The following is a 12,949-nucleotide window of genomic DNA, read 5'->3' on the forward strand; positions in this document are numbered from 1 at the left end:
GCCGCGATGATCAAGACCGTACTGCTTACCGGCTTCGAGCCGTTCAATGGCGCCAGCATCAACCCGGCCTGGGAAGCGGTGCGCGCGCTCGAAGGCTGGCGCGGCGAACACTTCCGGGTCGAGGTGCGCCAGCTGCCCTGCGTGTTCGGACAGGCGATCGAAGACCTGGTGGCCATGGTCGACGAGCTGCATCCGGACGTGGTGATCGCCGTCGGCCAGGCCGGCGGCCGGCCTGATATCTCGGTCGAGCGCGTGGCGATCAACGTCGACGATGCATCGATTTTCGATAATGGCGGCCAGCAGCCGGTGGATGCGGCCATTGCTTCGGATGGTCCCGCCGCCTATTTCTCGACCTTGCCGATCAAGGCCATCGTGCGTGCGCTGCGTGAGAAGGGGCTGGTGGCCGGGGTGTCGCAGACCGCCGGGACCTTCGTGTGCAACCACGTGTTTTATGGGTTGATGCACCATGCGGCAGGGCAGCCGCAGCCGATCAAGGCCGGCTTCATCCATGTGCCTTTCTTGCCGGAGCAGGCGGCGGTGCGGCCCGATGCGCCGCCGTCGATGGCGCTGGACGACATCATTGCCGGCATCAAGCTGGCGGTGGAAACGACCGTGAGCGTCGATGCCGATGTGCGCGAAACGGGCGGCGCCACGCACTAGTTCAACATCGGCCGGCCATCATGCTCAAGTCGCTCGCACTGACCGCGCTTACTGTATTGACGGTCTGGCTGCTCATCCCGGTCTTCGTCCTGCCGCCGCTGGCGTTTTATTACGGCTACCAGGGCTACCGGCGGCGCCACGATGGCAGGACGCACACCAGCCTTGGTGCGAAGCTCCTGTCGTCGATCCCGATGCTGCTTGCCGCGGCGGTATTCTGCTTCGGGATATTCCTGATCACGACCCAGTACCGGGCTTGAGCGCCTGACGACCCTCATGCGCTGTGGGTACGAGCAGTCCGACAAGCGAACAGTCTTTGCGCTGGCACTATTGCTGAGCACTCGGTGAATAAAATACGTTCACTGTGTGCTCAAGCGAGGAATGATGCTGTTGTGGATACCGAACCAATCGAGAAGGCGGAGGGAAGGCTGCTACTGTGGACGATGCAGCGCCCACAGCGGCCAGCGAAAGCACGTGCGCAGCCAAACCTGCGCCGGTCATCCTCCCGGGTCGGGAAGCGCCGAGCTGGAAGTGATCTGCCGGAGAATCCGTCGCGAGCAGACCGAGTGATGCCTGCGTGATCCCGACCGCAGAAACCATCTAGCCTGAAGGACGGTCCCACCCAAAAAAAAATTCCCTGATTGTTGACCTCTGGAATTTTAAGGAGCATCATAAATGCATGTTTTCGGCCCGGCCGGATACAGCAAGTCGACAGATGTTCAACATATAGACAGGGAGCCTGATATGAAAGCGCTTGATAAAACCAAGGCCGTGGATGACCACCGCGCTGCCCGCAATCTTTCCGACCACGTCGCGCTCGGCCTGACGCTGATGCTGCGCTTTTTTGCGGACACGTTTTTTGCCAAACGCTATGGCAACCGGGCGATCGTGCTGGAAACCGTGGCCGCCGTGCCAGGCATGGTTGGCGGCATGCTGGTGCACTTGCGCTGTCTGCGCTGGATGGTCGAGGACCAGGGCTGGATCCGCACCCTGCTCGATGAAGCGGAAAATGAACGCATGCACTTGATGACCTTCGTGCAGATCGCGAAGCCAAACCCGTTCGAGCGTCTGGTCATCCTGATGGTGCAAGCGCTGTTCTTCATTGCGTTCTTCGTGCTGTACCTGACTTCACCAAGGACTGCGCACCGCCTGGTCGGGTATTTCGAAGAGCAGGCAGTCATCAGCTACACGCTGTATCTGGCGGAGATCGATGCCGGTCGCGTGGAAAATGTCGCGGCGCCGGAGATCGCGATTGCGTACTGGAACCTGCCTGCCAATGCCCGCTTGCGTGACGTGGTGCTGGCCGTGCGCCAGGATGAGATGGGTCATCGTGATGTCAACCACGGATTCGCCGACGCCCTGACTCCGGTAGAGGTCAATCAGAACGCATGAGCATGGCGTCTTACCCGGTCGCGGCCAGCCGGATCCTGGCGCGGACGCTACCGGAGACGCCTGAAGAACCGCTTCAGCAAGCCGGCAAGCCGTCGCAACATCCGCGCCTCGAAGGCGAGCACGCGCGTCAGCCAGGGTGGCAAATGAATGTCGCTGGCCAGCTTGTCCGCGATGTGCTCTGGAGTTGCGTCGGACGCGAACACCGCCTTATAGAAGCTGAACAGGATTTTCACCTCGATCAGGACGATCACGGCGACGGCCAGCGTGCGCAGCCAGCTAATGGAACCTAGCACGTGCTGGTGCTCGGCAGGAATCAGGTGGGACGTCACCCAGATGCCGAGTGAAGCGAGACCCATCATGGGCAGGATCACCGCCGTACCGCGGGCCCGGTAGCACCAGAGATAGAGCAGCGGCAGGACGATGGTGAAATCGAACAGGACCGCGCTTTCGAACAGGCGCGGCTGGCTCCAGTCCTGGAAGTGGAGTGCGCTGACGTCACCCAGGGCGATCGCCATCGCCAGCGGGATGAACCAGTGACGACGCAGCCACCCAACCGTCCTGTGTTCGTGCGAGAGAAAATTCGTCATCGATTCTTTCCTTGCCGACGCATGCCGTGGAGGCCGAACGTGGTCATCCAGCTCAGCATAGCAGCTCGCGGCGCCGGCGAGACTGAAACCGGATCAGCGCAATTTAATATAACTGACCGCTTTCTCCTCTCGCAGCACGAAGGCCGCATCCTCGAAACTCGGCGGCCCGAAGCGCCCGCGCGCATCGCGGCTGAACGCATACCGTTCCTTCGGAATGCCCAGTGCATTGCGGTCGAGTTTTCCATTGTCGTTCTCGTCCTGGAACGACAGCACGGCCCAGGTGCCGGGCGGCAGGTCGTCGACGGTGACCACGGTTTCGCCCACGCGCGCCGCGGCCGACGCCGCATACGGGCAATCCTTCAGGAAGGTCGCCTTGTCGCAGATCGCGACCCGCACCGTACCCTTGGTACTCGTAATGCCCTGGACTCTCACCTCGATCGACGCGGCCGAGGCAAGACCGGCGGCGCCTACGCTTGATGCCAGCAAAAGGGAAACACCCAGGGTGCGAAAGATCGACTGCATGAAAACTCCATTAGGTTAAGTATGAATCGTGTTTGACCGCTTTTGACCGGTCCAGGGCAACGCCGCGCAACCGTGCGCATGGGCCGCCATGGTAGGCTGCTGGCATCCCGTCAACGTGCTCTCGCAGCCCTCATTATGCTTTCCAACGCGCTCATCGTCCTTGCCACCATCGCGTTCATGGAAGTGTTTTCCATCGTCGCGCACAAGTACGTGATGCACGGCTTCGGGTGGGGCTGGCACCGCTCGCACCATGAGCCGCGCACCGGCTGGTTCGAGAAGAACGACCTGTACGCCGTGGTGTTCGCCGGTGTCGCCATCGCCCTGATCTGGTTCGGCACGCGCGGCTACCACCCCCTCGAATGGATCGGCGCCGGCATGACCGCCTACGGGCTTCTCTACTTCATCGCCCACGACGGCCTGGTGCACCAGCGCTGGCCGTTCCGCTACGTTCCCAAAAGCGGCTACCTCAAGCGCCTGTACCAGGCCCACCGCATGCACCATGCGGTGGAAGGTAAAGAGGGCGCCGTGTCCTTCGGTTTCCTGTACGCGCCGCCGGTCGCCCGGCTCAAGCGCCAGTTGCAAGCGCAGCAGGGCCAGGTGCGCCGCCCGCGCGGCCAGGACGCAGCCACAGATCGTTCCGCCGCGGCGCCATCGCTGCCCGAGTAGGGCTGAAGCGCGAGACCAGCGCCTGGATTCCGCCCAGGGCCAATAAACGCAGCTTGGCCGCCTTCGACGTGCCCACCCGTTCGTCCCAGGCGCACGCACCGCGCCGTTTGACTTCGATTCCGATCTGGCGATACACATTGCGCGCGGTGGCGATCGCCCAGGCCGAGCGCAGGGGCAGGGCGGCGATACCCAGCGTGGCCGACGCATAATACGGCTCGGCATGGTCGACCAGGCGCGCCGCGACGCTCGCCAGCGCGGCGCGGTGGCGCGGCAGGGCCACGTGGTCGGGCGGAATGCCGGCCTCCAGCAGCCATTCCGAGGGCACGTAGCAGCGCCCGATCTTCGCATCGTCGATGATGTCGCGCGCGATATTCGTCAGCTGGAAGGCCAGCCCCAGGTCGCAGGCGCGGTCCAGCACCAGTTCGTCGCGGGCGCCCATGATCGAGGCCATCATCAGGCCGACCACGCCGGCCACGTGGTAGCAGTAGCGCATGGTGTCGTCGATGGTGGTGTAGCGCGCCTCGTTGACGTCCATCGCGAAGCCGGCCAGGTGGTCGAAGGCATAGCGCGGCGCGATCGCGTGGCCCAGCGCCACTTCCTGGAAGGCGGCGAAGGCCGGGTCGCGCATCGGCTCGCCCGAATAGGCGCGCCGGGTGTCGTCGTACAGGCGATCGAGCTCGAAACCGGCGCCATAGGCGCTCGGCGCGGCGGCGGCGAATCCCAGCTCCTGGCCGTCGACCACATCGTCGCAATGGCGGCACCAGGCGTACAGCATCAGCACGCTGCGCCGGGTGGCGGGAGGGAACAGCCGGGCGGCCGCCGCGAAGCTCTTGGACCCGACCTCGATGGTCTGGGTCGCGTGTTCCATCAGCTTGGTGCCGGCATAGGCGCTCATGCGTGTACCCCCGCATGTACACCCTCCAGCATCAGGCCGGCGGTCGCCTTGGCCGAGCCGATCACGCCCGGCACGCCGGCGCCGGGATGGGTGCCGGCGCCCACCAGGTACAGGTTGGGCAGCTCGGCATCGCGGTTGTGCGGACGGAACCAGGCGCTCTGGGTCAGGATCGGTTCCAGCGAGAAGGCCGAACCCAGGTGGGCATTGAGCTGGTCGCGGAAGTCGTGCGGCGTGAAGATGCGGCTCGTTACCAGCTGGCTGCGCAGGCCCGGCATATAGCGCCGTTCGAGGTAGTCGAAGATGCGGTCGCGGTAGCGCGGGCCTTCGGTCTCCCAGTCGATCGGCGCGTTGCCCAGGTGCGGCACCGGCGCCAGCACGTAGTGGCTGCCGCAGCCGGGTGGCGCCAGCGAGGGATCGGTGACGCAAGGGGCGTGCAGGTAGAGCGAGAAATCGTCGGCCAGCGTCTTGCCGTTGAAGATGTCCTTGATCAGCTCACGATAGCGCGGGCCGAAGCAGACCGTGTGGTGCTGCAGCTGCTCGTGGTGTTTGTCCAGGCCAAAGTACAGCACGAACAACGAATTGCTGAAGCGTTTCTTCTTGAGCGCCTCGCCGTTGCTGCTGCCGCGGCCGTGATTCTTCAGCAGGTCGGCATAGGTGTGCACGACGTCGGCATTCGACGCCACCGCGTCGGCTGCGAACCAGCGGCCGTCTTCCAGCCGCACGCCGCTGGCGAGATTGCCGGCGGTCTCGATGCGCGCCACCGATGCATTCAGTTCCAGCTTGCCGCCCATGTCTTCGAACAGCCGCACCAAGCCTTTCACCAGGGCGCCGGTGCCGCCGCGCGGGAACCACACGCCCCAGCGCCGTTCCAGCGCATGGATCAGGGTATAGATCGACGAGGTGGCGAAGGGGTTGCCGCCCACCAGCAGCGAGTGGAAGGAGAAGGCCTGGCGCAGCTGCTCGTCTTTCACGAAGCGCGACACCATGCCGTACACGCTCTTCCACGCTTCCAGCCGCGCCAGTTGCGGGCCGGCCTGGATCATGTCGCGGAAAGAGAGAAACGGCACGGCGCCCAGCTTCAGGTAACCCTCGTCGAACACGGCCTTCGAATACGCCAGGAAGCGCTGGTAGCCGGCCACGTCGGCCGGGTTGCGCGCGTGGATCTGGCGGTCCAGCGCCTCCTGGTCGTTGGCGTAGTCGAAGTGGCTGCCGTCTTCCCAGCACAGGCGGTAGAAGGGCGCCACCGGCAGCATCTCGACATAGTCGCCCATCTTCTTGCCGCACAGGGTGAACAGCTCCTCGATCGCCGACGGATCGGTGATGACGGTGGGGCCGGCGTCGAACACGAAGCCCTGGTCTTCGTAGACGTAGGCGCGGCCGCCCGGCTTGTCGCGCTTTTCGAGCAGGGTCGTTTGCATGCCGGCGGCCTGCAGGCGGATGGCCAGCGCCAGGCCGCCGAATCCGGCGCCGATCACGACGGCGCGTTTCGGTTCGAGTCTCGGCTTGAAATTCATCTGGTTCATTCTGCGGTCCTGATCTGATAGGGGTGGGTCTTGCGTACGGCGTCAAACGCTTCCATGACGGGCACCGGCGGCTTGCCGGTCAACAGGCGTACCTTGTCGCCCAAGGTGGGGCGGCCGGCGTAGAAGCGCGCGATCAAGGGCGCGGGCAGGCCATAGAAACGCTGCATCACGCGCCAGCGGTGATCGGGGCTGCCGGCCAAAAACAGCATGCGGTTGAGCATGCGGAAGAAGCGCTGTTCGTCCCAGGCTTGGCGTGCCTGCTCGCGGATGGCGGCGAACAGGGTCGGGGCCGACAGCTCGGGCAGCGCGGCAATGCGTTCGGCCAGGCGCACCGCGTGCGGCAGCGAGTAGCCGGTGGTCGGATGGAACAGGCCGGCGCGCAGGCCGACGCTGGGCTGGCCGTGAAGCTCGTCCCAGAAACCGTCGAAGTCGCCGGCCAGCACGATCGGCAGCGAGCCTTGTTCTTCGCGCAGCATGTCGCGCACGCGCCAGCCGCGCGCGGCCACGTAGGCGGCGATGTTGGCGCGCAGCCGCTCCGGTTCCCAGGCGGCGCTGTCGACGTAGTGCGTGTCTTCGACCAGCACGCGGTCGGGCCCGAAGGGCAGCAGGTAGACGAAGCGGTAGCCGCCCTGCTGGGGCACGCTGGCATCCATGATCACCGGCGCCGTCAGGCCGTGGGCGGCGTCGAGCCGCAGTTCCTGGCCGAGGAAGGTCTGGTAGCCCAGCGCGAGGTGGCTGCTGGTGCGCATGCCGCGGCCGTCGATGACGGCGCGTGCGTGCAGCGTTTCGCCATCGGCCAGCCGCACGCTCGTGGGTGTGACGTCGTCGATCCAGACGCCGGTGCGCAGCGTCGCGCCCAGCGCCGGTTCGACCACGTGTGCCAGGTCGAGCGCGGCGATGCTGGCATAGCCGCCCGTTAAAGTGCGGGCCAGGTCGGGAAACACCACGTCGTAGCGCGGCCAGCGGTGCGTGACCAGGGGCGCGATCCAGCGCAGCTGCGCGGCATCGAGATCGCTGTCGTGGAACGACCAGGTATGGTTGCCGCCCAGCCGCTTGCCTTGCTCGAGCACCAGGATGCGCAGCTCGGGACGCTCGCTGCGCAGGCGCCACGCGATCAGGCTGTTGGCCAGGCCTCCGCCGGCCAGGATCAGGTCGTAATCGACCTTGTAGCGCTCATCCATGGCTGGCCAGGGCTTGGGATGCAGGGGCCAATCCGAGCGCGGCCTCAATGACGTCGGCCGCGCGCGGCGCGCCGCCGGCCTGGCGGATCTGCTCGGCCAGCGGTTCCATGCGCTGCCGGAAGCCCGGTTCGTCCAGCAGGCGGCGCAGCTTGCGCGACAGCCCGGCGACGGTCGCGAAGCGCGGCGAGGCGCGCAGGCCGACGCCGGCATATTCCACACGGGCAGCGGCGCCCGGATGGTCGAAGGCGATCGGCAGCGCCAGGATCGGCGTGCGGGTGGCGATGGCTTCCATCACGGTGTTGGCGCCGGCATGCGAGATGACGGCGTCGGCGCGCGCCAGCACGGCCAGCTGGGGCACGAAGGCGTGCACGCGGGTGTCGCCGATGCGTTCGAGCGCGCGCACCTGCGAGTCATCCAGGCCGCCGCAATGGGCGACCAGCAGTTGCGCGTCCTGGCGCGCGCAGGCGTGCGCGATGCGCTTGAACAGGCCGAAGCGCTGGCTGACCAGGGTGCCGAGCGAGGCGTAGACGAAGGGGCGCGTGCTCGATGCGGGCGGCAGCAGCGCGGCCAGTTCGGCCGGAGACTGGGCCGGTACTGCGGCCGGTACTGCGGCCGATACTGCGGCCCCGCTGTGCAGCGGACCGACGTGATGAAAATGCGGCGGCAGCGCGCGTCGTGGAAAATCGAAGCCCGGCACGATCTGGCCTACCTGGGCCAGCGGCGACAGGCATTCGTGCAGTTTTGCGCGCGGACGCAATCCGAGCTGCTGGGCTGCGGCGGAGATCGCGCGCTCGTGCGGCCGCATCATCCAGTCGTAGACCATGGTGCTGCCTTCGACGATCTTGAAGGCGCGCTCGCTGTCTTCATACATGAACGGCATGACGGGCAGCGGGATGCCCGGCTCGCGGTTGACCGGCAGCGCGCAGGCGACCGAGACGAAGGGCATGCCGATGCCCTCGGCCACCAGGCCGCCGGCCGCTTCCATCTGGTCGGCGACAATAAAATCGACCTGCAGCCGGCGCAGCGCGGCAGGCAGTTCGCGGCACAGCATGGTGGTGCTGGCCGCCATGTCGAGGATGACGCGGCGCAGGCCCAGCGGCGAACCGGGATTGGCCACGCGAGCGAGCATCGCCGGCAGCGAGCCGGCCGGATGGGTGTCGAGACCGACGGCGTGAAAGCCGATTCGCTCGTCCTTCACATAGGCGGCGGCATCCGGCCGATGCACGAAGGTGACGCGGTGCCCGCGGGCGACGAGTTCGCGCGCGAGCACGCTCAAGGTATTGAAGTGGCTGTAGAGCGCCGGGGCCACGACCGCGAAATGCGCCATGCGAAGCGCCCTCCTCAGGAGAGGCGCAGCTCGGCCAGGTGCGCGCCCGGACGCAGCTCGCGCGCCTTGGCTAGCTCTTGCCCGAAGCGCTTGCCCTTGCCTTCTTTCGCGAACAGGCTGGAGACGAAGCGGCGCGTGCGGCCCTTGGCGCCGACAGCGGCGCCGAGGCAGCGGTCGGCTTCGACCAGGCAGGCCGCCAGGCGGCGCTGGGCTTCGTCGCGGCCCAGCGTATTGATCAGTGTGGCCTTGCCGACGTCCTTGCCGGTGTCCTTGCCGGTGACGGCGCTGTCGTTGCCGGCGCCGTCCAGGAAGTCGTCCTTGATCTGGAAGGCCTGGCCGGCCGCCAGCGCGAAGGCGCGCAGCTGCTGCGCAACCGACTCGTCGGCATGGCAGACGATGCAGGCCATGTCGACCGCCACGCCCAGCAGCAGGCCGGTCTTGAGTTCATTGGTGGTGGCGATCGCCTCGGGCGAGCGCGCGCCGCCGTGCAGGTCTTCGAACTGGCCGCGCACCAGGCCCTGGTCGCCGACCGTCTGCGCCAGCGTCGCGACCAGGCGCGCGCGGGTGGCGGGGGCGATGTCCTGGGCCTGCGACAGCACGCCGAAGGCGCGGCTGAGCAGCGCCACCGAGGCAAGGATGGCGACGTCTTCGCCATACTGGATGTGGATCGCGGGCTTGCCGCGGCGCAGGCTGGCGTCGTCCATGCAGGGCAGGTCGTCGAGGATCAGCGACGCCGCGTGCACCAGTTCGACCGCGCAGGCGACGTCGATCAGGGCGGGCGATTTGCAGCCGAGGTCACGCGCGACGAGCATCAGGAGCAGCGGGCGCATGCGCTTGCCGGCGCTGAGCGCGGACGAGCGCATGGCCTTGGTGAGCTGGTCGTGGGGACTGCCGGACAGCAGCTGGTCGATCCGTTCGTCCACCGCCCGGCGCAGCGATGCGATGTCATCGAAGGCGGCGTCGTCGCCCGATTCCACGCCGATCCCATCGTACCGCCGCGTCGCTGTAGTCATACGGAATCCTGTAGAAATTGATGAACTTGATAACCATCATACCGGAGGCAAAGTTGAGAAATAGTTAATTGAACTCAATCGTGCGGGGGTTTCTTGCGCAAAAAATGCGCAATTTACGCTAGGACTCATGGGAAGGCGGTACAAAAACGGTTCGGCCCGCACATGGCGGGCCGAGCGGGAAAAGATAACCGGAAGTCGTCAGGCCGGCTGTTCTTCGGGGAACAGGATCTTGAGGAAGGCGCGCACGACCGGCGCATCGTCCTGCGCCGGGTAGCTGATATACAGGTTGGCCGATGGCGCATGGGCGTGGATCGGCAGGAAGCGCACGCCCGGCCAGCCGATGCGGCTGGTGGTCTCCGGCATCAGGGCCACGCCCAGGCCGGCGCCGACCATGGCCAGCAGGGTCTGCGGCTCGGCCGCCTCCTGGAAGATGGTCGGCTGGAAGCCGGCATTCACGCAGCACTGCAGCAGGTAGCGCGGCTCGGCCGATTGGTCCAGGTGCAGGGTCAGCATGGGTTCGCCCGCGATCTCGGGCAGGGCGATGGAATCGCGTTCGGCCAGCGGATGGCGGGCATTGACCGCCACGCAGAACTGCTCCCTGAAACAGAGTTCCTGGCGCAGGTTGGCCTGCTTGAGCACGTCCTGCTCGATGCGCGGCTCGCGCCAGAAGCCGACGTCGATCTGCTTGCTGCGCAGCGCTTCCCACTGGTCGTTCGGGCCCAGCTCGTGGATGGTCCAGGTCACGCGCGGAAACTGGCTCTGAAACTGCTCCAGCAGGCCGGGTATCGGGCCCCACATCGCCGAGCCGACGATGCCGACCCGCAGCCGCCCGACCTCGCCGCGGTCGATCTGGCGGATCGTGTCGATAGTCATGCGCATCTTGCCGAGCAGCTCGGCCGCCTCCACCATCAGCGCGCGGCCGGCCACGGTCAGCTCGAAGCTGCGCGTGGTGCGGGTGAACAGCTTCACCCCCAGCTCGCTCTCGAGTTTCATGATCTGCTGCGACAGCGGCGGCTGCGAGATGTGCAGGCGCTCCGCGGCGCGGCTGAAGCTTTTTTCTTCGGCTACCGCCAGGAAGTATTTGAGCTGTTTGAGGTCGATCGACATGGCGGCCCGTGTTTTCAGGCGGCCTTGTGGTGCAGCGCCCCGGCCAGACGCGCGCCGACCAGGGCGTTGTGCTTGACCAGCGCGATATTGGTGGCCAGGCTGCGCCCGCCCGTCAACTCCTTGATGCGGGCCAGCAGGAAGGGCGTGACCTGCTTGCCGGTCACGGCCTGCTGCTGCGCTTCCTGCAGGGCCTGGTGGATGATGGCGTCGATCTCGTCAGGCGCCATCGCCGACTCGGCCGGCACCGGGTTGCTGACCACCACGCCGCCCTTCAGACCGAGCTGCCACTTGGTGCGGATGAAGGCGGCCTGTTCCTCGGGCGAATCGAGCTGGAAGTCGGCCTTGAAGCCGCTGTCGCGCGTGAAGAAGGCGGGGAAGCCCGGCTGGCCGACGGCCAGCACCGGCACGCCGTGGGTCTCGAGGTATTCGAGCGTCAGGCCGATGTCGAGGATCGACTTCACGCCGGCGCAGACCACTGCAACGCTGGTCTGCGCCAGCTCCTGCAGGTCGGCCGAGATGTCGAAGCTCGTTTCGGCGCCGCGGTGCACGCCGCCGATGCCGCCGGTGACGAAGACCTCGATGCCGGCCAGTTGGGCGCAGATCATGGTGGCGGCGACGGTGGTCGCGCCCAGGCGGCCCTGCGCCAGCACGTAGGGCAGGTCGCGGCGGCTGACCTTGATGGCGTCGGGCGAGGAGCCCAGCGTCTCGAGCTGGTCTTCCGACAGGCCGACGCAGATCTTGCCTTTGATGATGGCGATGGTGGCCGGCACGGCGCCGGCGTCGCGGATGACCTGCTCGACTTCACGCGCGGTGTGCACGTTCTGCGGGTAGGGCATGCCGTGCGAGATGATGGTCGATTCGAGGGCGACGATCGGCTTGCCGGCGGTGCGGGCGGCCGCCACTTCGGGCGAAAACAGGAGGAAGGATTGCATGGTCGAGTCTCTATTCAGTCGGTAACGATGTCCTGGACCGGGGCGTCGAACAGCCCTGGCGCCAGTTGCGGGCAGACAGTCTGCGCGCAGGCGATGGTCATGGCGGCCAGCATCTGGCCGCGGCGGCAGGCCGGTTCCAGGCTTGGCTCGGGCTGGCCGCTGTACAGGGTCCAGCAGACGGCGGCGGCGAAGGCGTCGCCGGCGCCGGTGACGTCGATCACGTCGGCAGCCTGGCCTTCAAGCAGTCCGATGCCGGTGGCGGTCGTGAACATGACGCCCAGGGAGCCGCGCGTGACGATCACGTCCTGGACGCCGGCGCGCCGCAGTTCGGCGCAGGCCGCGGCGATGTCGGCGTCGGTTTCCAGCGGCCGGCCGACGCGCGCCGCCAGTTCGCCCACGTTCAGGATCAAGAGGCGCAGGCCGGTCAGGTCGCGCGGCAGGCGGTCGATCTTCGGTTCTGAGACGGCGACGATCACCATCGGCACGCCGTCGCGCCGGCTACCTTCCAGCAGGGCGGCGACCGCCTCGCGCGGCAGGTTCAGGTCGGCGACGATCAGGGCGGCGCCGGCGCGCTGCTGTTCGCGGGTCGATAGAAAATCGGGCGTGAGCGACTCGTTGATCTCCATGTCGGCCAGCGCCACGCGCATGTCGCCGTCCTCGTCGAGCACCGCGGTATAGGTGCCGCTGGCGGCGCCGTCCACGCGCAGCGCGCCGCGGGTATCGATGCCGGTTTCGTCGGCATAGGAGAGCAGGGCACGCCCGGACGAGTCGCCGCCGACAGCCGTGACCAGCGCCGTGGGGACGCCCAGGCGCGCCAGGTTCTCGGCGATATTACGTGCGACGCCGCCGAAGGATTCGCTCTGGCGCGCCGGGTTCGAGGTGCCGAGCGCCAGCCTGGCCGTCGTGCGCAGCTTGCGATCGAGGTTGGACGCGCCGATGCACAGGACCGGCCGGTGGTCGGGCAGCACGTAGGCGCGGCCGAGGATGCGGCGCTCGCGCACCAGGGTGGCGATGTAGTTGGCGACTGCGGAGCGCGACAGGCCGAGATGGCCGGCCAGGTCTTGTTGCGAGATGAAGGGGTTAGAACGGATCAGCTCGTATAACTGTTCTTTTTTCGGCATCGCGTTCGTATGCGCCGTCAGGCGCT

Annotated in this window: 14 protein-coding genes; 4 read left to right on the forward strand and 10 right to left on the reverse strand. The window is 66.8% G+C overall.

Features of this window, described 5'->3' with window-relative positions; genetic code table 11:
• Nucleotides 1-9: 9 nt before the first annotated feature.
• The 3 genes from pcp (at nucleotide 10) to AC3A6F_RS01765 (ending at nucleotide 2,049) form a co-directional block, all read left to right on the forward strand.
• Nucleotides 10-660, forward strand: a complete 651-nt coding sequence (pcp, locus tag AC3A6F_RS01755) for a pyroglutamyl-peptidase I (protein ID WP_487678479.1) — start codon at nucleotides 10-12, stop codon at nucleotides 658-660.
• Between the two features lie 20 nt (nucleotides 661-680).
• The gene (locus tag AC3A6F_RS01760) at nucleotides 681-917 is read left to right on the forward strand and encodes a hypothetical protein (RefSeq protein WP_487678247.1); all 237 of its coding nucleotides are present in this window, start codon (nucleotides 681-683) and stop codon (nucleotides 915-917) included.
• Between the two features lie 484 nt (nucleotides 918-1,401).
• The gene (locus AC3A6F_RS01765; protein WP_487678248.1) at nucleotides 1,402-2,049 is read left to right on the forward strand and encodes an alternative oxidase; all 648 of its coding nucleotides are present in this window, start codon (nucleotides 1,402-1,404) and stop codon (nucleotides 2,047-2,049) included.
• Nucleotides 2,050-2,096: 47 nt separating this feature from the next.
• On the opposite strand, the gene AC3A6F_RS01770 is transcribed toward AC3A6F_RS01765, so the two are convergent.
• Nucleotides 2,097-2,636, reverse strand: a complete 540-nt coding sequence (locus tag AC3A6F_RS01770; protein WP_487678249.1) for a hypothetical protein — start codon at nucleotides 2,634-2,636, stop codon at nucleotides 2,097-2,099.
• Nucleotides 2,637-2,729: 93 nt separating this feature from the next.
• Nucleotides 2,730-3,158 carry a DUF2141 domain-containing protein gene (locus AC3A6F_RS01775; protein ID WP_487678250.1) on the reverse strand — a complete coding sequence of 143 codons (429 nt, stop codon included), beginning with the start codon at nucleotides 3,156-3,158 and terminating at the stop codon, nucleotides 2,730-2,732.
• A gap of 135 nt (nucleotides 3,159-3,293) precedes the next feature.
• Here AC3A6F_RS01775 and AC3A6F_RS01780 point away from each other — a divergent pair, with 135 nt between their 5' ends.
• Nucleotides 3,294-3,824: a sterol desaturase family protein gene (locus AC3A6F_RS01780; protein WP_487678251.1), complete on the forward strand. Its 531-nt coding sequence runs from the start codon at nucleotides 3,294-3,296 to the stop codon at nucleotides 3,822-3,824.
• On the opposite strand, the gene crtB is transcribed toward AC3A6F_RS01780, so the two are convergent.
• The 8 genes from crtB to AC3A6F_RS01820 form a co-directional block, all read right to left on the reverse strand.
• Nucleotides 3,724-4,719, reverse strand: coding sequence for a 15-cis-phytoene synthase CrtB (gene crtB / locus AC3A6F_RS01785; protein ID WP_487678252.1), 996 nt, complete (start codon nucleotides 4,717-4,719; stop codon nucleotides 3,724-3,726). The two genes, AC3A6F_RS01780 and crtB, sit on opposite strands and share 101 nt — an antisense overlap.
• On the reverse strand, nucleotides 4,716-6,242 hold the full coding sequence (locus tag AC3A6F_RS01790) for a phytoene desaturase (protein ID WP_487678253.1): 1,527 nt from the start codon (nucleotides 6,240-6,242) through the stop codon (nucleotides 4,716-4,718). The genes crtB and AC3A6F_RS01790 overlap by 4 nt, the downstream gene beginning before the upstream one ends.
• Nucleotides 6,239-7,423, reverse strand: a complete 1,185-nt coding sequence (crtY, locus tag AC3A6F_RS01795; RefSeq protein ID WP_487678254.1) for a lycopene beta-cyclase CrtY — start codon at nucleotides 7,421-7,423, stop codon at nucleotides 6,239-6,241. Before crtY ends, AC3A6F_RS01790 begins: the two co-directional genes overlap by 4 nt.
• Nucleotides 7,416-8,750, reverse strand: coding sequence for a glycosyltransferase (locus AC3A6F_RS01800; protein ID WP_487678255.1), 1,335 nt, complete (start codon nucleotides 8,748-8,750; stop codon nucleotides 7,416-7,418). The genes crtY and AC3A6F_RS01800 overlap by 8 nt, the downstream gene beginning before the upstream one ends.
• Before the next feature lie 14 nt (nucleotides 8,751-8,764).
• Entirely contained in the window at nucleotides 8,765-9,763 is a 999-nt protein-coding gene (locus AC3A6F_RS01805) for a polyprenyl synthetase family protein (protein ID WP_487678256.1), read from the reverse strand.
• Between the two features lie 198 nt (nucleotides 9,764-9,961).
• Nucleotides 9,962-10,870: a LysR family transcriptional regulator gene (locus AC3A6F_RS01810; RefSeq protein WP_487678257.1), complete on the reverse strand. Its 909-nt coding sequence runs from the start codon at nucleotides 10,868-10,870 to the stop codon at nucleotides 9,962-9,964.
• Nucleotides 10,871-10,884: 14 nt separating this feature from the next.
• Nucleotides 10,885-11,802 (reverse strand): pseudouridine-5'-phosphate glycosidase, encoded by a 918-nt coding sequence (locus tag AC3A6F_RS01815; protein WP_487678258.1) that lies wholly within the window; start codon nucleotides 11,800-11,802, stop codon nucleotides 10,885-10,887.
• A 14-nt stretch (nucleotides 11,803-11,816) separates the two neighbouring features.
• Nucleotides 11,817-12,923: a carbohydrate kinase gene (locus tag AC3A6F_RS01820; RefSeq protein WP_487678259.1), complete on the reverse strand. Its 1,107-nt coding sequence runs from the start codon at nucleotides 12,921-12,923 to the stop codon at nucleotides 11,817-11,819.
• Nucleotides 12,924-12,949: the final 26 nt, after the last annotated feature.

This window comes from Massilia sp. Soil_C_3, assembly GCF_057657035.1.

What these genes read in the sequence shown, in the direction of transcription:
- AC3A6F_RS01760 (WP_487678247.1), top strand. Translation starts at nt 681, where the DNA reads ATGCTCAAGTCGCTCGCACTGACCGCGCTTACTGTATTGACGGTCTGG.
- AC3A6F_RS01765 (WP_487678248.1), top strand. Translation starts at nt 1,402, where the DNA reads ATGAAAGCGCTTGATAAAACCAAGGCCGTGGATGACCACCGCGCTGCC.
- AC3A6F_RS01770 (WP_487678249.1), bottom strand. Translation starts at nt 2,636, where the DNA reads ATGACGAATTTTCTCTCGCACGAACACAGGACGGTTGGGTGGCTGCGT.
- AC3A6F_RS01775 (WP_487678250.1), bottom strand. Translation starts at nt 3,158, where the DNA reads ATGCAGTCGATCTTTCGCACCCTGGGTGTTTCCCTTTTGCTGGCATCA.
- AC3A6F_RS01780 (WP_487678251.1), top strand. Translation starts at nt 3,294, where the DNA reads ATGCTTTCCAACGCGCTCATCGTCCTTGCCACCATCGCGTTCATGGAA.
- crtB (WP_487678252.1), bottom strand. Translation starts at nt 4,719, where the DNA reads ATGAGCGCCTATGCCGGCACCAAGCTGATGGAACACGCGACCCAGACC.
- AC3A6F_RS01790 (WP_487678253.1), bottom strand. Translation starts at nt 6,242, where the DNA reads ATGAACCAGATGAATTTCAAGCCGAGACTCGAACCGAAACGCGCCGTC.
- crtY (WP_487678254.1), bottom strand. Translation starts at nt 7,423, where the DNA reads ATGGATGAGCGCTACAAGGTCGATTACGACCTGATCCTGGCCGGCGGA.
- AC3A6F_RS01800 (WP_487678255.1), bottom strand. Translation starts at nt 8,750, where the DNA reads ATGGCGCATTTCGCGGTCGTGGCCCCGGCGCTCTACAGCCACTTCAAT.
- AC3A6F_RS01805 (WP_487678256.1), bottom strand. Translation starts at nt 9,763, where the DNA reads ATGACTACAGCGACGCGGCGGTACGATGGGATCGGCGTGGAATCGGGC.
- AC3A6F_RS01810 (WP_487678257.1), bottom strand. Translation starts at nt 10,870, where the DNA reads ATGTCGATCGACCTCAAACAGCTCAAATACTTCCTGGCGGTAGCCGAA.
- AC3A6F_RS01815 (WP_487678258.1), bottom strand. Translation starts at nt 11,802, where the DNA reads ATGCAATCCTTCCTCCTGTTTTCGCCCGAAGTGGCGGCCGCCCGCACC.
- AC3A6F_RS01820 (WP_487678259.1), bottom strand. Translation starts at nt 12,923, where the DNA reads ATGCCGAAAAAAGAACAGTTATACGAGCTGATCCGTTCTAACCCCTTC.